Source organism: Agrobacterium sp. 6Ca8 (assembly GCF_055382765.1).
On record NZ_AP026433.1, the window covers coordinates 2,446,860 to 2,467,073 of the forward strand.

Genomic DNA, 20,214 nt, shown 5'->3' on the forward strand with positions numbered 1-20,214 from the left:
TTGCCTAATTTATTTAGAACATTCTCTAATAGCATTGCCTAGTTTCACTTATTGTGCAATTTTCGCGCAGTTTTAGGTGTTGATATGTTTTTTTTTAATTCTTTTTTAACAAAAAATAAGCGCGCTTTCTTCGCTGTCGGCCTTGCCAGCGCACTCATAAATATTCTCAATCTTTCCGGCTCCCTTTTCATGCTGGAGGTTTATGACCGGATTCTGCCGAGCAAGAGTATTCCTTCTCTTGTCGCTCTCGTTGTTCTGCTGGTTATTCTCTATGCCTTTCTCGTGGGGTTCGATGCTCTGCGCGGCCGGATATTGGCTCGCATCTCGGACAATATGGACGACGAGCTCAATCAAAAGCTCTTCAGGGCATCAATCAGCGCACCACTTGCCGCCTACGGCAAGGTAGACGGGCTGCAGATCGTCGGCGATCTCGATCAGATACGTCAATTTCTGTCCGGGCCGGGACCAGCAGCTTTCTTTGATATTCCCTGGCTGCCCATCTATCTGCTGATCTGTTTTGCCTTGCATCCCTGGATCGGTTTTGCCGTGCTTGGCGGCGCCCTGGTCCTTGTTGTGCTGACGCTCGTAACCAACTGGCTGACCGAAAGGGCGACCAAACAGGCCTACACCGTGCGCGGGCAGAGAAATGCACTCGTCGGCAGCAGCCAGCGCAACATCGAATCCATAAGAACCATGGGCATGATGAATGCGGTGACGTCGATGTGGGACGATCTGCACTCCAATTACCGCGCCGTCACACTCTCGACGTCGGACACGGCGGGCATGCTCGCCGCGATTTCCCGAACATTCCGCCTTTTGTTACAGTCGGGTGTGATGGCAATCGGCGCCCTGCTGGTTATCGAGGGGCATGCGTCAGCGGGTAGCATCATCGCAGGCTCCATCCTCTCGGCCAAAGCGCTGGGCCCTGTCGAACACGCAATTGCAAACTGGCGCAGCTTCATGACTGCGAGACAGGGCTGGAAACGCATCAACGAGTTTCTCGAACTCGTACCGGAACCCGCACAGCCGCTTTCCCTGCCGCCACCGAAATATACCGTTGCCATCGATCGCGTGACCGGCGGTCCGCCCAATGGTGCGCGAGATACCGTGGCCGATATTTCCTTCACGTTGAACGCGGGCGATGGCCTTGGCATCATTGGGCCGAGCGCTTCCGGTAAATCCACGCTGGCACGTTTGATAACCGGTATCTGGCCCTATGAGCGCGGCTCCGTGCGCTTCGATGGGGCCGCACTGAACCAGTGGGATTTCGAGGTTCTCGGTAAGTCCATCGGTTACATGCCCCAGCAGGTGGAGCTGATGCCAGGCACGGTCGCGCAAAATATCGCGCGCTTCGACCGTGACGCAACGGCGGAAGCCATCGTTTCGGCAGCCAAGGCCGCTCAGGTTCATGATCTCATCTTGAACCTGCCCAACGGTTACGACACCTATATCGGCGACCGTGGAGAGGCATTATCAGGCGGACAAAAACAGCGCATCGGCCTAGCGCGGGCACTTTTCGGTGAGCCATTCTTTGTCATCCTCGATGAGCCGAACTCCAATCTGGACAGCGAAGGCGAGGCAGCCTTGCGCAACGCCATTGGCGACATAAGGGCGCGGGGCGGCATCGTGGTCGTCATTGCCCATCGTCCGAGCGCCATCGAAAGCGTCAATCTTGTGATGGTGATGAGCAACGGCCGCATGCTTCGCTTCGGCACCAAGGAAGAGGTGCTTGCGCAAATCCTGCGTCAAAATATTCGCCAGGTGCCGGAAACAGAAGAAGAAGTACGTAAGCTGGAAAGCCGGGTGGGTGAAAATGGTTGAGGGAGAAAAAACCCGCGTGACGAAAACATCTATCGTCAAACACTCAACCGCCGTAGTCGTTCTCGCTGCCGGCCTTCTTTTCGGCCTGGGTGGCTGGGCGGCTCTCGCGAAGCTTTCGGGGGCGGTCGTCGCCACGGGCCGGGTCGTTGTCGAAGGCAACTCCAAGAAAATTCAGCACCTTTCCGGCGGTATCGTCAGCCAGATCAATGTTGCGGAAGGTGACACGGTGGAGGCCGGTCAGGTTTTGCTGCGGCTGAGTGGCACGATCGTTCAGGCAAACCTGTCCATTGTCGAAAATACGCTCGCGCAGCTTTATGCACGCCGCGCGCGTCTGCGTGCCGAAATCTCCGACGCCACCTCTTTCACAACGCCGGAAGATCTGGCCGTCTTGACCAATTCGAAGGCTGCCAAAACATTCATCGACAGTGAGCAGAACCTTTTCAACAGCCGTCGCAGTGCACTGATCGGCATGAAGAAGCAATTGGTAACGCGCAAGGATCAGCTAGCCGATGAAGCGCGGGGCATGGACGTGCAGATTGAGGCGACCAACAATGAACTTGCTATCGTAAGGGAAGACGTCTCAAAGACACGGGAGCTATATGCAAAGGGGCTGGTAACGCTTCAGCGCCTCAACCTTCTCAAGCGGCAGCTTTCCAATCTCGAAGGTCAACAGGGCCAGTATATGGCCGCGCGTGCGCAGACGGTAGGCAAGCTGAGCGAAATGGACTTGCAGTCGCTTCAGCTTGACGAGGACCGCAAGTCCGAGGTCACAAAAGATCTGACGTCAATCGAAGCCACCGTTGCGGAATACGAGGAACGGCTTGCGGCAACACGCGACCAGCTCGACCGCCTCGATATTCGCTCGCCGATTGCGGGGCGTATCTACCAGCTGTCGGTGCACAACATAAACGGCGTCATCCAGCCGGGCGAAGTGCTTATGCTGGTGGTGCCGGCAAAGGAAGATCTTGCAATCGACGCCAATGTTCTTCCAAACGACATAGACCAGATCTATGTCGGGCAGCCAGTGACCATTCGCTTCACGGCTTTCAATCAGAGCACGACGCCGGATGTAAGCGCTGAAGTCGCAGTCGTCGCCCCGGACTTGCAGACAGATTCCCGAAGCGGTGCGTCATTTTACGCACTGCGCATCAAGCCGAGCAAAACTGGAATGGACCATATACCAGGTGGACGGTTGTATCCGGGCATGCCGGCCGAAGTCTTCATACAGACAAGCGAAAGAAGCGTTCTTTCCTATTTTGTCAAACCGTTCCAGGACAGGCTTAGAAAGACGTTCCTGCAGGAATAAAAGACTTTCATTACATGTTTTCTTAGAAACGATTCGCAAATACACCAAGAGCGAGAATTTTTCCAAAAAAAACAATTTCTCATATTGTCTTGCCATTTATAATGTACTAATTATCACCCGCAATATTTATTAAATTTAATTTCGATACATCGAATTCTCAAAAATTTATAGGAGAGTAAAATGGCGTTAAAAGTAACTTTTGGTAATGGCGGCGCGGCATCGGTTTCGTCACTCACCAGCCTGATCGATCAGGAAGCATATAAGCTCCTCACGGAATCCACAGCACAGGTCAAAAACGGCTCTACGCTCGATTCAGGCGCTGTCAGCGTTGGCGCTGTGGCGGTTGCCGGTACCGGTGCTGGTGGCACTGTCGATGTCGGCTACGACCCCAACGCAAACGGCTTCACATTTGACGTATCCTCGGCATGGAATTCGGTGAAGAACGCTCTCGCCCAGTCTGACACCTCTGAAAACCTTAAGTTCAAGGATTTTGTACAGGTAGACGTTCACCTCGGCGGCACCGGTTCGTCCACCGTTGAAGTTCTCAATGCCAAGCGCGGTAACATCACGACCGGCGCAGGCAACGACACGGTTACCGTATCTGTCGTTTCGAACGAAAAGACCTGGGTCAACAATTTCAACATCGACACCGGCGCAGGCAACGACACGATCACCGTCAAGGCCGGCGCTGCCTTCAATGACACGTCGGCTGCGGGCACGGGCGGTCTTGCCGCCAATACCGGCGCTGTGAATGGTGGTGCTGGTGTCACCGACGGCAGCTACACCTCCGTCAAAATCGATGCCGGTGCGGGTAACGACTCTATCGACCTGAGCGGTGTAAAGCTCGCTTCGTCGCTGGTCACCGGTGGCAAGGGCATCGACCACATCATCGCAAGCGGTGGCGCCGATACCTTCGTCTTCAATCTGGGTGACATGGCGAAGAGCTTTGCCACAGATACCATCGAAGGCTTCAACGCCTCCATGGACAAGCTCAAGCTGGTCGGTACAGTGATCGATAACTGGGCGGTTTCGACCTTTGATAACGATACCGTCCTCAGCTACAACGTTACTGGCGAGCACAAGGGTGAGAAGATCATTCTCTCCGGCGTTCACCTGACCGGCAGCGATTGGTTCACGGCGTAATTTCTCTCGAAGAGAATTTCATCTGTTACCGTTTAAATGGATCATGGCCCGGACATATCCGGGCCATGATTTTTTACATATGCGGCGGTTCGGAAATTATGCCGGCTGCCGCTATCTTGCAGATCAGGCGGCCTCGGCCTGATTGCCCATTTTTCGCGCCGCGATGATGACGAGCACACCTGCCAGCGCAAGGCAGAAGGCAAGGAAGAACATCGGCGCAATGGTGCTGCCGGTCTGGTCCTTGATCCAGGGCACCACGTTCTGCGCCACGAAACCACCGAGATTGCCGACGGAATTGATGGCGGCGATGCCGGCAGCGGCACCGGCTCCCTTGAGGAAGCGGCCGGGCAGGCTCCAGAACACCGGCTGGCCGGCAAAAATGCCCGCAGCGGCGATGCAAAGGAAGGCGAACTGCAATACCGGATCGCTGAGCAGCGCCGACATCAGCAGGCAAAACGCGCCGACGAAGGCAGGGCCGACGATATAAGGCGTTTTGTTTTTTGCCTTGTCAGCCGCCAGGGGCACGACGAAGAGAGCGACGGCCACGATCACCCAGGGGATGATGTTGATGAAGCCATTGGCGGTGTTGGAAACGCCGAAGCTCTTTACGATCGTCGGCAGCCAGTAGCTGAGACCATAGGCCGCCAGCGGAAAGCCGACATAGCAAAGCGCCATGAACAGCACGCGCGGATTGATCAGCGCCTTGAAGCCGTCCTCCGCATGCTCTTCCATGCCCTTGTTTTCTTCGGCCAGTCGGTTCTTCAACCAGTCCTTCTCGGCCTGCGTCAGGAACTTCGCTTTTTCCGGCGTATCGTCCAGATAGAAGAAGGTAACGATACCGGCGATCACGGCGGGAATACCCGTCGCCAGGAACACCCATTCCCAGCCGGCATAACCGAGGAAACCATCGAGATCGAGCAGCATGCCGCCAAGCGGTGCGCCGATGGCATTGGCAAGCGCACTGAAGATCATGAACAGGCCGATCATGCGGCCGCGATAATCGCGCGGGAACCACAGCGTCATCAGGAACAGCACGCCCGGGAAGAAACCGGCCTCGCAAAGCCCGAGCAGGAAGCGCAGGATGTAGAACATCGTCGCATTCTGCGTGTAGGCAAGCGCGATGGTGACGGCACCCCAGGACACCAGAATGCGGGCGAACCATTTGCTGGCGCCGAAACGGTTGAGGAAAAGGTTGCTCGGAACCTCAAAGAGGAAATAGCCGATGAAGAACAGCGAAGCGCCAAGTCCGTAGGCATATTCGCTGAGGCTCAGCGCATCGACCATCTGCAGCTTGGCATAGCTGACATTCTGCCGGTCGATATAGGCGATGAGATAGAGAAGGCCAAGAAACGGCATCAGCCGCCAGGTGATCTTCGAGATTAGGGATTTTTCCGATACCATGTGCTTTTCCCTCCCTTCGATTGCTCGTCGAAATGCAAATGATAAGGGGACCCATCTATATGTGCGCCGCAAGATACGCAAGTTGCATTGCATCATAACCAATGCCGAAAGGGCTGCGAAACCGGCATTTTAAAGCCCTGAGTACATGATGCGGCGCACATCAAAGCCGCCGGGTCACCGTTTTACGGTCTGCGTGCATTCATATTGCCGCGAAACCGGCAATCTGCTATGAAGACCGCCATGGGATCTAAATTCGGATGTCTCGCGCAGAATGTTTATGTGCTGCAGGACCACAAGCGTCTGCCGGCACGGTTTTTTGCGCGCATTTCCGGGGCGCTCAACAGCCGACTTAGGCTCGCCTGACAGCACCCGCTGTCCACCGCCTTACTGAACCCTGATTTTACCTTTCCATGACAAGGCATAGAGCCATGAGCGCACCCCGCACCTTATACGACAAGATCTGGGACGACCACGTCGTCAATCGTGACCCGGACGGAACCTGTCTTCTCTATATCGACCGTCACCTGGTCCATGAGGTGACGAGCCCGCAGGCCTTTGAAGGCCTACGCATCGCCGGCCGTCCGGTCCATTCGCCCACCCGCACGCTTGCCGTCGTCGATCATAACGTGCCAACCACAGCCGACCGGCTGGAAGGCATCAAGAACGAGGAAAGCCGTATCCAGGTGGAAGCGCTTGCGCAGAATGCCAAGGATTTCGGTGTCGAATATTATTCCGAGCGCGACAAGCGTCAGGGCATTGTCCACATCGTTGGCCCGGAACAGGGCTTCACTCTGCCGGGCATGACGATTGTTTGCGGCGACAGCCACACCTCCACCCATGGTGCTTTCGGCGCGCTGGCGCACGGCATCGGCACGTCGGAAGTGGAGCATGTGCTGGCGACCCAGACGCTGATCCAGAAAAAGGCCAAGAACATGCTGGTGCGTGTCGATGGCAAGGTTCCGGAAGGCGTCACCGCCAAGGACATCATCCTCGCCATTATCGGCGAGATCGGCACAGCAGGCGGCACCGGCCACGTGATTGAATTTGCCGGCGAGGCGATCCGCTCGCTCTCCATGGAAGGCCGCATGACGGTTTGCAACATGACCATCGAGGGCGGCGCCCGTGCAGGTCTGATCGCGCCTGATGAGACCACCTTTGACTACATCAAGGACAAGCCGCGCGCGCCAAAGGGCGAGACGTTGGAACAGGCCATCGCCTACTGGAAAACGCTGAAATCCGATGAAGGCGCCCATTACGACAAGATCGTGGTGCTGGACGCCGCCAATCTGCCGCCGATCGTCTCCTGGGGCTCATCGCCTGAGGACGTGACGTCCGTCGAGGGCATCGTTCCCAATCCGGATGATATCGAGGAAGAAAACAAGCGTACTTCCAAATGGCGTGCGCTGGATTATATGGGCTTGAAACCCGGTACGCGCATCACCGATATCGCCATCGACCGCGTTTTCATCGGCTCCTGCACCAATGGCCGTATCGAGGATTTGCGCGCAGCGGCAAAGATCGTCGACGGCCGCAAGGTCGCACCCACCGTCTCGGCCATGATCGTGCCCGGCTCCGGTCTCGTGAAGGAGCAGGCGGAAAAGGAAGGTCTGGACAAGATTTTCCTCGAAGCCGGTTTCGAATGGCGCGAACCGGGCTGCTCCATGTGCCTTGCCATGAATGACGACCGCCTGAAGCCTGGCGAACGTTGCGCCTCCACCTCGAACCGCAACTTCGAGGGCCGCCAGGGCTACAAGAGCCGCACCCACCTCGTCTCCCCCGCCATGGCAGCGGCGGCGGCCATCGCCGGTCATTTCGTCGATGTGCGCGAGTGGCAATAAAATCCTGAAGCCACGCTTTTATGGAAGCCACCTGCCCCGCACCGGGGCGGGTGGCTTTTGCATTACAGGCCTTGCAAACGCCGTTGCGGCTGCGTTCCGTGCAGGAAAACGGCAAAAGTATCCCAGGGCGGCGTGATGGAGAGCTGGCTCAAAATACGCGCAACCTCACCTCGATGAATACCTGCATGCAGGATCATATGTGAAACCATTTCGGCCCGGGACATGTAGCCTTTGTCACCGTCCGTAAAGGTGAAAGCGACAAATTCGCCAAGCGATTCCGGCGATGTTTTCTCGATGTAGTCGAGATACCAGCCATCCAGAGCCGCGACCTCCTTCGCAAGATCATCCAGCTGCGGCGTTGCCTCGGTATTGTCGGAGAGAAAGCCGTGCGCCGTTCCGGTGAGATGGCCCGAAAAAATCCTTGCGACCACGTAGTAGTGATTGATGAGCCGAATTGCGGTATGCCGTTCGGATGCGTTTTGGCCGGGATCGAGTTGTTGCAGCTTCTCGAACAAATCCCTGTTCGCCCATGCGTGATAGCCGAGCAAACTCCTGAGTAAATCTTTCACGGCAATATCCTTTACATCCGGAAAATGTGAGCACTATGTTTATATTTTCGTCATGGAGGCTGCCTTGTCTACTCGCATTGCCAAACGCAAGACCACGATGCGCAAAGAGCCGCGTCAGGAGCGTTCGAAGGCCACGGTAGATGCCGTCGTCCACGCAGCTGCTCGCATTTTGAGCGATCATGGATGGGCGGGTTTCACCACCAACAGGGTCGCCGAAACCGCCGGCGTCAGCATCGGCTCGTTGTACCAGTACTTCCCCGACAAGATTTCGATTGCGGAGGCAGTGCGCCATCGCCACCTCGAGGACTGTCTGGTCGTCATGAAAAGAGTGGCCGAGCAGCGGAACGCCCTCCCGCAATTCGTGGAGGAACTTGTAACCGGCATGATTGTGGTCCACAGCATCCATCCCGGCCTTCACAAGGTCCTTCTGGATGACGCACCCAGCCATGAGGGAATGAACGATCCCAACAGCGCTTTCGAAAAACAATATCTCGGTCTTTATTCGGAAGCGCTTGATGCCCATATGACGGCCGGCTCAAGGGCGGAAAGCGGGACTATGGCACTGATCGTGTCCGACGCCATCGACGGCATCATTCACAACGCCGCCCGACGTGGGCAATTGCAGTCACCCAAAATCAAACGGGAAATGATCGCACTCGTTGAGGCTTATCTGTGCCGGGAAACCAGCAACTGAGAGACCGCCAAATTACTCCGCAATGATCTTCACCCGCTGGCCGGGCTGAAGCGTGGCGGTGGCGCTCATCGCATTCATCATGCGGAACATGTCGAGCTTGCGGTCGGTCCCCATCATCCTTGCGGCAATCGTTGCCACGGTTTCACCGGGCTTGACCGTCACCACGCGCACGCGCAGAGGTTTCAACGATGCGATCTCCTGCGGCGTCATCTTGCGGAAACTCGTGCGCAACACGTTGGCGATGGAATCGAGCTGCGTGTTACCCTTCGGCACGGCCGTCAGGAAGCGGAATATCTGCTGACCGACACGGATGACGGTAACGTCAAAGTCCCATTTGTCCGCCGTCGCACGGGCTGTCGCGGCCTCCAGACCGTTGATCTGCGTTTCCTTCACGGTTTCCGGCATCAGGCCGGCAACCCAGCCGCTGGTAAGGTAATTGGCAAGAGTGGTCTGTTTCGGATCGGCCACGCCGTCGAAACGGATCGCCACATCGCCCGGCCCCGTCGCAAGAACGGCCTCCACCTTGTTGTCGATGACGAAACCTTCCGGCACATCGAAACGGATACCGAGCGTTCCGTGCAGGAAGGTCTGGCCCCGGACATAACCCTCCTGCGGGCTGTCGCCGTAAAGCAGGCCGTCTATGCCATCCAGAAACCAGTCGCGACCACGATCCCCGACCTGACCGTCCTGACCGAAGGCGCGGGCATGCCGGCGTGCAAGCTCGATGCGCTGCGGCGTGTTTGGGTGGCTGGAAAGAAAGTCGAGGCTCTGGTCATTTTCGGGATCAGCCGAGGAGAAACGCGCATAGGCTGCCATGGAATCCAGAAACCGCGGCGATGCGAAGGGGTCGTAGCCGGCCTCACCCAACATGCGCACGCCAATCACGTCCGCCTGCAATTCCTGCTGGCGCGAAAAAGCCGCAAGCCGCAGCTTGCCGCGCGCAAGCGCCTGCTTGCCGGCGAGATCGCTCGACAGAACCTCGGCGACCACGCGGCTTGCAATCACCTCCGCCTCTTCCCGGCGCTGGCGCTCGATGCCGTGGTTTGCGGTAACGTGGCCCATCTCATGCGAAAGCACGGCGGCCACTTCCGAGGCATCGTTGGCGAGAGCCAGAAGCCCGCGCGTCACGTAAAGATACCCACCCGGCAGCGCAAAAGCGTTGATAGCAGGCGAGTTGAGGATGGTGATGCGATAGGATTGCTGCGGATTTTCCGAAACAGCCGTCAGCGCGCCGGCGATACGGGCGACAAGCCGCTCCGTCTTGGCATCACGATATTCGCCACCATAACTCGCCACAATACGCGGATGTTCGCGCGCGCCCATCTGCGCACGGGGATCGTTCTTCTGCACCTCTTCCACGGTCTGCGGATTGTCCGAAGGTCGCAAGGTGGACTGGTAGGCCGGGCTGAAGAGAGACTGACACGATGACAGGAATACGGCAGACGCCGTCAGCACGGAACACACGGCAGCCATCCTGCCCGAACGGCGAAGGCCTGAACGGGAGAAAAGCCTCCACTGCGCAGTCATGCTATTTCTCATTCTCTATGCCTGCCCCTAACGTTCCTGATCATCCGTTAATTGCAGACCAGAATAACAGATTCGCCCCAACGAGCCATGAATGTCGAAACGGTAAAAACGATCCATCAAGTCCGGAATATTCCTGAAGAACGCAATAATTCTCGTCTTTTCTCGGGCAACGACTTGAAACTGGCAAGTGCAAATTAACGCCATTGAAGTTATCTAAAGCGATTGCCAGCGGCACGCGTCGAAAATAAGGCGATCAGCCGTTCAGAAAACTGTCGACCGCCTTCACATTTTGTGTGGCGAAGAAATCTGTGGTCGAGCCAGCATAGACAACGCGGCCACGATCAAGAAAAACCACCCGCTGCGCCAGCTTTTTTATGTCGTCTGGATGGTGCGTAACAATAATCGCCGTATTTTTTGTTTCGGCATGCAAGTCGAGAAGCAGGGAGGTCATGCCCGCCCGCAGCCCCGGATCTAGCGCCGCGAAAGGCTCGTCCAGCAGCATGACCGGTTTTTTCCGGATCAGCGCACGCGCCAGCGCCGCCCTTTGCCTTTCCCCGCCGGAAAGCGTGCCCGGCAAACGTTTGTCAAAACCCGCAAGACCAACGCGTGCGAGCGCCACGTCGATCCTCTGCCTGTCTTCCGCCCGCAGCTTCAGCCCGGGGCTGATGCCGAGCGCGACATTGGTGAAGATATCGAGATGGGCGAAAAGATTATTATCCTGGAAGATCGAGGAGACCGGTCGTTCGGAAGGATCGAGCGCCTTCATGTCCCGCCCGCCGATCAGGACGCGCCCGGAATCGGGCAATTCAAAACCAGCGATGAGATTGAGGAGCGTCGACTTGCCAGAACCGGATGCACCGACGACGGCAGTCATCTGGCCTTGCGGGAATATACAATCGAGATCGAAATCCTGCGTTCCGAGCCGCAGTCTGACCTTGTCCAACCCCACGGCAAATTCGTCACCCGTCATATGCTCGCCCTTGCTGATTGGGATTGCCGTGAAACGCCGCCCGCGGCAAGCAGCAGGCAGACGACGCCAAGGATGAACGCGTATCCGGCGGCATCATTGGTGCGGTAGCTGCCCATATTGCTATAGACCAGCCATGGCAACGTGACGAAATTTTCCGATCCGAACAGGGCGACCGCCCCGAGATCACCGAGCGACAGAGCCATGGCAAAGGAAAACGCCATCAGCAGCGGCCGCCGCAGTACCGGCAGATCGGCGAACCGCAGCCGCGTCAGTCCCTGAAGCCCAAGGCTGGCGGAGAGCCGGGACGTGCGTAAAAAATGGCTGGTGAAGGCTGGCTCCAGCACCCGCATGGCAAGCGGCAACGCCATCAGCATGTTGATGAGCGCCACGAGAACGGGAGCATAAAAACTGACATCTCCAAAGGGCCGCAGCAACAGGAACCACCCGCTTCCCAGCACGACGGGCGGCACCAGCAGCACCAGCGATGACCCCGCCCCGAGCGTGGCGGACAAAAGGCGCAAGGGCTGAGCCGCGTGCCGTCTGGAGCCCACGGCCTGTCGCGCACCGATAATCGCAAAGCAGCAGAGCACGACGAGAGTTGCGGAGAGCGCAGCGATTGCAAGGCTGGTCGCCGCCGCACGCAGGAAGATCGGCGCTGACAAAAGACGCGGCAGATCGGCCCCCAAACCCGAGACGGTTATGGCAACAAGCGGCAGGCCGACCAGCAGAACCGCAAAAATGATTGCCGCTCCGTCCCACAGGCGCGCGCCAACGCGCTTGCCGTCGAAACGGCGAACAGGGCGGCCAAGCGAGGCAATTTCCGCCTCGGGCGATGGCAAAAAGGCAAGAAGGCCGAGCAGAACTGCTGTGACTGCAATCTGCAAAACCGAAAGCGCGATTGCCCTTTGCGGATCGAAATCAAACCGCAGCGCCTGATAGATTGCGACCTCAAGTGTCGTCGCCGCCGGTCCACCGCCCAGCAGAAGCACTAGCGTGAAGCTGGTGGCGCACAGCATGAAGACAAGCCCGGCAATACCGGGAACAAGCCGCGAGACGGCCGGCCACTCGATGAAGCGGAAAACCGAAACCGGCCCCATGCCAAGACTTGCCGCCATCCGCCAATATTCGCCCGGAATCCGCTCCAGCCCGGCCAGCATCAGCCGCACCGCAAGCGGCAGATTGAAAAACACATGGGCGATGAGAATGCCGGAAAGGCCGTAAATACTGAAGGGCTGCTCCGCACCGGCAAAAACAAGGGCAGTATTCAAAACACCCTGCCTGCCCCAGATCGTGATGATGCCGAAGGCGCCGACGATGACCGGCAGCCCCATCGGCACAGCCATCAACCTGATAATCCAAATCCGCCCCGGAAAATCCTGTCTGCGGGAGAGCGCAAGCGCCACCGGCAGGCCGAGAACAATGGAAAGAACAGTGGACAACGTTGCCTGATAGAGCGTGAAGCGCAGGATGCGCAGCGTGTAGGCATCCACGATTCCGGTGGCGGATGTGCCGGCATCGAAAGACAGGAGTGCTGATACAGCAAGCGCCATGAACAGGAAAACGGCGGCAAACGCCGCCGTTCCGCCAATGATCGACCATCTGTAGTCGCGACGCAGCATCATGCGCGGGCGTGCCTCTTGCTCAGTTCATGCTCATGGCCGCAAGCCATTCGTCGATCCAGGCCTTGCGGTTCTTCGCCACCTCTTCCGGGTCCATCAGGAAGGTCTTCTGCGGTACGACGAGTTTGGAAAATGCCTCGGGCAGGGGCGTGGACGTTGCCGCGACCGGCATCATCCAGTTGTTTTCCGGAATGGCATCCTGAAATCCTGATGTGAGCGTGAAAGCGAGGAACTGCTTCGCCAGTTCCTTGTGCGGCGCGTTTTTGAGAAGGCCGGAAACCTCGATCTGGATGTAATGCCCCTCGGAAAAACCCGCGGCCTGATAGCGATCCGTCTTTTCCGAGACCATGTGATAGGCAGGCGACGTGGTGTAGGAGAGCACCATCGGCACCTCACCCTTGGTGAAAAGGCCATAGGATTCCGACCAGCCCGGCGTGACGGTGAGAATGCGCTTCCGGAGCTTCGCCCAGGCTTCCGGTGCCTTGTCGCCGTAAACGGACTTCACCCAGAGCAGCAGGCCAAGCCCCGGCGTGGAGGTGCGCGGGTCCTGAATGGCGATTTTCTGTGAAGGATCGCCGTCCACCAGATCCTTCAGGCTCGTCGGCGGATTTTTTATCGTCTGCGTGTCATAGACAACGGCGAAATGACCGTAGTCGTAAGGGACGAAAATGTCGTCCTTGTAACCGCCCGGCACCTTGGCCGCCGATGCATCGATACCGCTGATATCGAAGAGGCCGGTCTGTTTCGCTTCCGCGACCAGATTGGTGTCGAGACCAACAACGACATCCGCCTTCGACGCCGCCCCTTCAAGCTTCAGGCGGTTGAGCAGCGCCACGCCATCCGCCACACCGACGAAATTGACCGTGCAATCGCACACTTTCTCGAAGGCCTCTTTCACCTTGGGGCCGGGACCCCATTCGGAAACGAAGCTTTCATAGGTGTAGACGGTCAGTTCCTGTCTGTCCTGAGCAGTGGCAAGACCGGGCAGAAACAACGAAACGGCAACGAGGGAATTCAGGAAAAGACGACGGCGCACGGGTATCTCCTCAAAAAACGAAAAGGGAAATAGCCGCTTGCCTTAAGCCGTCTAATCCCTCCGCCGGTATGAACCGGATCAGGTTCTTCGGGTTGGCAAGCCTCTCAGCCTTTTGCACGCAAGCACAAAAGACACCCCGTTAGATCAAGATGATGATGTAGTCCCGCTGTCTCTGATTGGCAAGATGGCTGCCGTCAGGCCTGCTGCACCATGTGCACCAGTTCCCAGACATGGCCGTCGGGATCCTGAAAACTACCGGCATACATGAAACCGTGATCCTGAACCGGTTTCCAGCTGCTGCCACCCGAGGCGAGCGCCGTTTCGATCATCCGGTCGATTTCCTCACGGCTTCCCGCTGTGAGACAGGTCAGGACCTCGGTGCTGCGTGTGGCGTCGGCGATATCGCCATTGATGAAATCGCGAAAACGCTCCTCCTGAAGAAGCATCACGAAGATGTTCTCCTCAACGATCATGCAGAGCGTGCGGTCATCCGAATATTCCGGATTGAAGGTGAAACCGAGAGCCGTGAAGAAGCTTCTCGATGTCTCGATATTCTTGACCGGCAGATTGACGAAGATCATGCGCATTTTCTGAACTCCTCCGAACCCGCACAGGAAACGGCAATTCCGCCTCCCTGTCAAAGGTGGATGAGACCTCAGTCAAGAAATCGCGACCAAGTCACCCTTCAATTTCCTCGCGCAGCATCTCCAACTCCAGCCATTCCTCTTCCATGGCTTCGAGCTTTTCGCGCAGCTTCGTCATTTCCTGCGCCAGCGTATTGAAGGTAGCCGGGTCCTTGGTGAACAGATTGGGATCGGCCATACGCTGCTCACGCTTGGCGATTTCGCCCTGCGCCTTCTCCATTTCCTTTGGAAGGTTTTCGAGCGCAAATTTTTGCTTGAAGGAAAGCTTGCCCTTGGCCTTTGAGGGGTCCTGCGACGCGGAGGCGGAAGGGGCGGTCTTTGCCTTTTCCTGCTTCTCCGCCTTGCGCTTTTCTTCTGCGGCACCCTTGCGTTGCGCCATCATGTCCGAGTAGCCGCCGGCATATTCGATCCAGCGTCCATCCGGCTGGTCCGGATTGGCGGGCGCGATTGTGGAGGTGACGGTACGGTCGAGGAAATCGCGGTCGTGGCTGACGAGAATGACCGTGCCGGAAAAGCCCGCAACGATTTCCTGCAACAGATCGAGCGTTTCGATATCGAGATCGTTGGTCGGCTCGTCAAGGATCAGCAGGTTGGTAGGCCGCGCCAGAATGCGCGCAAGAATAAGACGGGCGCGCTCACCACCGGAGAGGTTGCGGATGGGCGTGCGGGCCTGTTCCGGCTGGAACAGGAAGTCCTTCATGTAACCCGTCACATGTTTCAACTCGCCATTGACCAGCAAATTGTCGCCGCGACCGTCGGTGAGGTAATGAGCGAGCGTATCGTTTGGATTGAGATCTTCACGCTTCTGGTCAAGCGTCGCGATTTCCAGATTGGTGCCGAGCTTTACCGTGCCGCTATCGGGCTGAAGCTGGCCGGTCAGCATCTTCAAAAGCGTTGTCTTGCCGGCACCGTTCGGCCCGACGAGACCGATGCAATCACCGCGATGCACCCGTAGCGAAAACGGCGCGATGATCACGCGCTCGCCGTAAGACTTGGTGATTGCGTCTGCCTCGATGACCAGTTTGCCGGATTCCCGCACCTCCGCAGCCGTCGCCTGCACGCTCCCCTGCGGTCCCTTGTGGCCGCGATAGTCCGCACGCATTGCCTGAAGCTCGCCCACGCGGCGCATGTTGCGCTTGCGTCTCGCGGTCACGCCGTAACGCATCCAGTGTTCTTCACGCTCGATGGCCTTGCCGAGCTTGTGCTGCTCCAGCTCTTCCTCTTCCAGCACCTTGTCGCGCCATTCCTCGAAATACGCAAAACCGCGATTGAGACGACGGGACTGGCCGCGATCCAGCCACACGGTCGAGGTCGAAACCTTTTCCAGAAAACGCCTGTCGTGCGAGATCAGCACCAGCGCGCTACGCGTCTGCTGCAACTCGCCTTCAAGCCATTCGATGGTGGGCAGGTCCAGATGGTTGGTCGGCTCGTCCAGCATCAGAATATCGGGTTCAGGCGCCATGACGCGGGCAAGGGCCGCACGCCGCGCTTCGCCGCCGGACAGGCTATCCGGATGTTCCTGTCCCGTCAGGCCCAGATGCTCGAGAATATAGGTAACGCGATAGGGATCGTCGCCAGGTCCCAGCCCCGCCTCGGCATAGGCCTGCACGGTGTCGTAACCGGCAAAATCCGGCGCCTGCTCCAGATAACGGATGGTGGCGGAGGGGTGACGGAAAACCTCGCCCGACTGCGCCTCGACCAGACCGGCGGCGATCTTCATCAGGGTCGACTTGCCCGAACCGTTGCGTCCGACAAGGCAGATGCGGTCGCCCGGCTCCACCTGAAGATTGGCGCCGTCGAGCAGCGGGGTCACGCCGAAGGTCAGCTTGATGTCATCGAGTTTCAAAATTGGGGGTGCCAAGGCGTCAGGCTCCGGTCAGATCATAAGGGCGGGCGAGCACGATGGCTTTTCCGCTTTTCAGCGAGAAATGCACAGGGCCGCCATTCGCGACATTGGAAATAGTGCGGGAAGAGCCGAAAGCAAGCGGGAAATCCTTGAGAGGATAACGCACATTGCCGATATCGAGCCCCACAAGGTCGGTAAACCCGGCAACGGAAAACAGCGCACCGGGAGGCAGATCAAGATCGAACGACCCTGCCAGCAGCGGGCGGGCCTCCTCTTCGCCGGAGGTCAGCGTAACGTTGAGACCACGCTCAGTAAGCGCCACCGCGTAAAGAAGGTGCTGAAGTGCGTGGTCGCTTCTCGCTCCACCAAGCGCACCGGCAAGCACCAGAGAACGCGCGCCGCGGGCAAGTGCCTCCGACACCGCAATTTCGCCATCGGTCACAGCCTTTGCAGCGGGATAGGGCTGTCGCACCACATCGGGCCAGGCGTCCAGCAGGTCCTTGTCGGTGGAATCGAAATCCCCCACCCAGAGCTCGGGAGTGAGCCCGAGCGGTGCGGCATGGCGCATGCCGCCATCGGCCGCAATCACACGGCTACCCTCAACCGCCGCTTTGAGGCGGTCGGTAACGGTGACATCGCCGCCAAGCAGAATGGTGAAGCGTTCTCTATCCATGCCCTGCCTTATCGCACCTCAGGCAAAAATGGAAAGGCAGAAACCCGATGAAATCAGCCGATATTGATTTTCGTCGGCTTCGGGATTATGAAACGCCTCAGTGGTGATTTGCCGACCGGCTTGCAGCCACTTTAAAGAAGTCGCTAAAGGGTCGAGGAAAAGGGTAATTTCCTGGGACCGGCTGCGATTTCGCTGCCGGTTTTTTTGTTTTCGCAACGTTCTTTACGTCATCCGAAAAGAGAGTTCGACATGCCGATCAAGATTCCCGATACGCTTCCCGCCTTCGACACCCTCGTTCATGAGGGCGTGCGGGTCATGACAGAAACGGCGGCCATCCGGCAGGATATCCGCCCGCTCCAGATCGGGCTTCTCAATCTCATGCCGAACAAGATCAAGACGGAAGTGCAGATGGCGCGCCTCGTCGGCGCATCGCCGCTGCAGGTGGAGTTTTCGCTGATCCGCATTGGCGGCCATCGTGCCAAGAATACGCCGGAAGAGCACCTTCTGTCCTTCTATGAGACATGGGAGGAAGTGCGCCACCGCAAGTTCGACGGTTTCATCATCACAGGCGCGCCCATCGAGATGCTTGACTATGAAGACGTCACCTACTGGAACGAGATGCAAAAGATTTTCGACTGGACGCAAACCAACGTCCATTCGACGCTGAACGTCTGCTGGGGCGCGATGGCCGCCATCTACCATTTCCATGGTGTGCCGAAATACGAACTGAAGGAAAAGGCTTTCGGTGTCTATCGTCACCGCAATCTCTGCCCCTCGTCGATATATCTCAACGGTTTTTCCGACGACTTTCAGGTTCCGGTCTCACGCTGGACGGAAGTGCGCCGCGCCGACATCGAAAAACACCCGGAACTCGAAATCCTGATGGAGTCAGAGGAAATGGGCGTATGTCTGGTGCATGAAAAAGAGGGCAACCGCCTCTATATGTTCAACCACGTCGAATATGATTCAACCTCGCTTTCGGATGAATATTTCCGCGATGTGAACTCGGGCGTCCCAATCAAGCTGCCGCATGATTATTTTCCGCACAATGATCCGGAGCTTGCCCCGCTCAACCGCTGGCGCAGCCATGCCCATCTGTTTTTCGGCAACTGGATCAACGAGATATATCAGACGACGCCTTATGACCTCGAAGCAATCGGCAAACTAGCGGCGTAAATTGCGGGATTGCGAATTGCCGGAAAATGACGCAACGTCCGCCGGCAATTCAAAGATATCGGGAGAATGACGCAATGAGCGACGCGGCGGCACGGGAGAATTTCGGTTTCACGGCAACCGGCGAAAAGGTTGAGCGCGTCACCATCTCGAGGGGCGGGCTGACGGCCAAGGTTATCACTTGGGGCGCCGTCATTCAGGACCTACGCCTCGATGGGCACCAGCCGCCGCTCGTTCTCGGCTTCGATACATTCGAGGACTACAAATATTCATCCTATTTCGGCGCCACACCCGGCCGCAACGCCAACCGTATCGGTGACGGAAAATTCTCGATCGACGGGCACGAATACCAGCTGGAACTGAACGAAAAAGGCGTCAGCCACCTGCATGGCGGCAGCGACGGGATGGGCAAACGTAACTGGATGCTGATGGAACACGGCGAAAGCCATGCGGTTCTGCAGATCATCGATCCCGACAACCGCGCCGGTTATCCCGGCAATTGCACGGTGACCGCGACCTATACGATCCGCGACGGCGGCGTGCTTTCGGTGGTCTATGAAACGGTGACCGACCAACCGACCATCGCCAATATCTGCCAGCATTCCTATTTCAACCTCGACGGTGCTGATACCGCACTTGGACATGAGATCAGCATCGCCGCTGACTTTTATCTGCCAACCAACGACAAACAGATCCCGACAGGCGAAATCCGCTCCGTCGAAGGCACCGTCTTCGACCTGCGCCACCCGACGCCGATGCGGCGAACGGAGGATGGCGAGCAGGTGCTCTACGACCATAATTTCTGCCTTTCGCCCGAGCGTCGCGCCAAGCGCAAGGTTGCCCGCGCCTATTCGCCCGCCTCCGACATTGCCCTTGAGGTTCACACCACCGAACCCGGAGTGCAATTCTATTCAGCCTTCAAGCTGAATGTTCCCGTTCCAGGCCTCGATGGCCGCCATTATGGCCCCTTTGCCGGTTTCTGTCTGGAAACGCAGATATGGCCGGATGCCGTCAATCATCCCGATTTCCCCTACGCGATCCTGCGTCCCGGCGAGACCCTGCGTCAGGAAACCGACTATATTTTCAAGAAGGGTTGAGGCGGCGGGCTGGGCTCAGTCCAGCACGCATCCCACATAACCGCCCGATGCTCGGGCACGCCGTTCGATAAGGCCGGCAAGCCGTTGCAAACCACGCCCCGGCTTGCTGGCAACGCGATCGATGGGATTGGGCAGGGAAACGGCAAGCAGTGCCGCCTGGCGGGAGCTTAGCTTTGCCGCCGGTACCTTGAAATGGTGCTGTGCTGCGGCCTCGATGCCGTAAATGCCGGGTCCCCATTCCGCGACGTTGAGATAAATCTCCATCATCCGTTTTTTGGACCAGACGAAATCGGCAGCAATCGCCAGCGGCAACTCCAGCCCCTTGCGCAAGAACGAGCGGCCGTTCCAGAGGAACAGGTTCTTGGCCGTCTGCATGGGAATGGTGCTGGCGCCACGGGTGGACGCGCCTTCGAGCGCATTGTTGACGACGGACTGCATCTGGTTCCAGTCAACGCCGCCGTGGAAACAGAATTGTCCGTCCTCGGACATCATTACGGATTGCACAAGGCGCGGCGAAATATCCTCGAGCGGCACCCAGCGCCGGTCATAACCCTGAAGTGTCACCAGATCGGCAAGCATCAGCGTCGAGACCGGCCGCATGAAAGGCAGGGCATAAACCGGGATCAGCAGATAGGGCAGGATCAGCAACGCCAGCAAGGTCATGATGATACGCTTTGCCAACGTGCGAAAATCCACCTTCGGACTGCTCCGGTCTTCCGCCAGCACGGCGTAATCTGCGTCGCTTTCAGGCGTACTGCTCAATATTCGTCAAAGCCCCGCACCAATCGAAGCCTTTCATATTCCATTGCCGCCTTCAAGGCGAGTCCGGTCAAACAGTTGACCTCATGAATCACGAA

The 20,214-nt window shown here is 57.7% G+C and carries 17 protein-coding genes and 2 riboswitches; of the genes, 7 read left to right on the forward strand and 10 right to left on the reverse strand.

What is annotated here, in order from left to right; translation table 11 throughout:
- The first annotated feature begins 84 nt into the window (after positions 1-84).
- The 3 genes from ACZ5A6_RS12025 to ACZ5A6_RS12035 all read left to right on the forward strand — a co-directional run bounded on the left by ACZ5A6_RS12025 (position 85) and on the right by ACZ5A6_RS12035 (position 4,270).
- Positions 85-1,821 (forward strand): type I secretion system permease/ATPase, encoded by a 1,737-nt coding sequence (locus ACZ5A6_RS12025; RefSeq protein WP_174060539.1) that lies wholly within the window; start codon positions 85-87, stop codon positions 1,819-1,821.
- Positions 1,814-3,127 carry an HlyD family type I secretion periplasmic adaptor subunit gene (locus ACZ5A6_RS12030; protein ID WP_003516603.1) on the forward strand — a complete coding sequence of 438 codons (1,314 nt, stop codon included), beginning with the start codon at positions 1,814-1,816 and terminating at the stop codon, positions 3,125-3,127. The genes ACZ5A6_RS12025 and ACZ5A6_RS12030 overlap by 8 nt, the downstream gene beginning before the upstream one ends.
- Before the next feature lie 180 nt (positions 3,128-3,307).
- Positions 3,308-4,270, forward strand: a complete 963-nt coding sequence (locus ACZ5A6_RS12035; RefSeq protein WP_003516601.1) for a hypothetical protein — start codon at positions 3,308-3,310, stop codon at positions 4,268-4,270.
- A gap of 123 nt (positions 4,271-4,393) precedes the next feature.
- Here ACZ5A6_RS12035 and ACZ5A6_RS12040 read toward each other — a convergent pair whose 3' ends face one another.
- Positions 4,394-5,671, reverse strand: a complete 1,278-nt coding sequence (locus ACZ5A6_RS12040) for an MFS transporter (protein WP_003516599.1) — start codon at positions 5,669-5,671, stop codon at positions 4,394-4,396.
- Between the two features lie 428 nt (positions 5,672-6,099).
- Between ACZ5A6_RS12040 and leuC the strand changes: the two genes are divergently transcribed.
- Positions 6,100-7,509 (forward strand): 3-isopropylmalate dehydratase large subunit, encoded by a 1,410-nt coding sequence (gene leuC / locus ACZ5A6_RS12045; protein WP_003516597.1) that lies wholly within the window; start codon positions 6,100-6,102, stop codon positions 7,507-7,509.
- A gap of 62 nt (positions 7,510-7,571) precedes the next feature.
- Here the strand turns inward: leuC and ACZ5A6_RS12050 are convergent, their stop codons facing one another.
- Positions 7,572-8,078, reverse strand: coding sequence for a DinB family protein (locus tag ACZ5A6_RS12050; protein WP_111802469.1), 507 nt, complete (start codon positions 8,076-8,078; stop codon positions 7,572-7,574).
- A gap of 97 nt (positions 8,079-8,175) precedes the next feature.
- Between ACZ5A6_RS12050 and ACZ5A6_RS12055 the strand changes: the two genes are divergently transcribed.
- Complete coding sequence (locus ACZ5A6_RS12055) at positions 8,176-8,772, forward strand: TetR/AcrR family transcriptional regulator (RefSeq protein ID WP_174060582.1); 597 nt, start codon at positions 8,176-8,178, stop codon at positions 8,770-8,772.
- Positions 8,773-8,784: 12 nt separating this feature from the next.
- Here ACZ5A6_RS12055 and ACZ5A6_RS12060 read toward each other — a convergent pair whose 3' ends face one another.
- From ACZ5A6_RS12060 to ACZ5A6_RS12090, 7 genes are all read right to left on the reverse strand, one after another.
- Complete coding sequence (locus ACZ5A6_RS12060) at positions 8,785-10,245, reverse strand: M48 family metalloprotease (RefSeq protein ID WP_025594597.1); 1,461 nt, start codon at positions 10,243-10,245, stop codon at positions 8,785-8,787.
- A 307-nt stretch (positions 10,246-10,552) separates the two neighbouring features.
- Entirely contained in the window at positions 10,553-11,269 is a 717-nt protein-coding gene (locus ACZ5A6_RS12065; RefSeq protein ID WP_174060541.1) for a thiamine ABC transporter ATP-binding protein, read from the reverse strand.
- Positions 11,266-12,891 carry a thiamine/thiamine pyrophosphate ABC transporter permease ThiP gene (gene thiP / locus ACZ5A6_RS12070; RefSeq protein WP_003516578.1) on the reverse strand — a complete coding sequence of 542 codons (1,626 nt, stop codon included), beginning with the start codon at positions 12,889-12,891 and terminating at the stop codon, positions 11,266-11,268. The genes ACZ5A6_RS12065 and thiP overlap by 4 nt, the downstream gene beginning before the upstream one ends.
- A gap of 19 nt (positions 12,892-12,910) precedes the next feature.
- Positions 12,911-13,924: a thiamine ABC transporter substrate binding subunit gene (gene thiB, locus ACZ5A6_RS12075; protein ID WP_003516576.1), complete on the reverse strand. Its 1,014-nt coding sequence runs from the start codon at positions 13,922-13,924 to the stop codon at positions 12,911-12,913.
- A 38-nt stretch (positions 13,925-13,962) separates the two neighbouring features.
- Positions 13,963-14,073: riboswitch (TPP riboswitch) on the reverse strand.
- A 45-nt stretch (positions 14,074-14,118) separates the two neighbouring features.
- A complete protein-coding gene (locus tag ACZ5A6_RS12080; RefSeq protein WP_003516574.1) occupies positions 14,119-14,511 on the reverse strand; it encodes a VOC family protein in 393 nt (130 codons plus the stop codon).
- Positions 14,512-14,602: 91 nt separating this feature from the next.
- Positions 14,603-16,429, reverse strand: a complete 1,827-nt coding sequence (locus ACZ5A6_RS12085) for an ABC-F family ATP-binding cassette domain-containing protein (RefSeq protein WP_003516572.1) — start codon at positions 16,427-16,429, stop codon at positions 14,603-14,605.
- Between the two features lie 4 nt (positions 16,430-16,433).
- Positions 16,434-17,087 carry a thiamine diphosphokinase gene (locus ACZ5A6_RS12090; protein ID WP_025594605.1) on the reverse strand — a complete coding sequence of 218 codons (654 nt, stop codon included), beginning with the start codon at positions 17,085-17,087 and terminating at the stop codon, positions 16,434-16,436.
- Between the two features lie 90 nt (positions 17,088-17,177).
- Positions 17,178-17,254: riboswitch (SAM riboswitch) on the forward strand.
- 82 nt (positions 17,255-17,336) lie between these two features.
- Between ACZ5A6_RS12090 and metA the strand changes: the two genes are divergently transcribed.
- On the forward strand, positions 17,337-18,263 hold the full coding sequence (metA, locus tag ACZ5A6_RS12095; RefSeq protein WP_003516567.1) for a homoserine O-acetyltransferase MetA: 927 nt from the start codon (positions 17,337-17,339) through the stop codon (positions 18,261-18,263).
- A 74-nt stretch (positions 18,264-18,337) separates the two neighbouring features.
- Positions 18,338-19,357 (forward strand): aldose epimerase family protein, encoded by a 1,020-nt coding sequence (locus ACZ5A6_RS12100; RefSeq protein WP_174060542.1) that lies wholly within the window; start codon positions 18,338-18,340, stop codon positions 19,355-19,357.
- A 15-nt stretch (positions 19,358-19,372) separates the two neighbouring features.
- On the opposite strand, the gene mtgA is transcribed toward ACZ5A6_RS12100, so the two are convergent.
- Positions 19,373-20,119, reverse strand: a complete 747-nt coding sequence (gene mtgA / locus ACZ5A6_RS12105) for a monofunctional biosynthetic peptidoglycan transglycosylase (protein WP_003516563.1) — start codon at positions 20,117-20,119, stop codon at positions 19,373-19,375.
- Positions 20,120-20,214 lie beyond the last annotated feature (95 nt).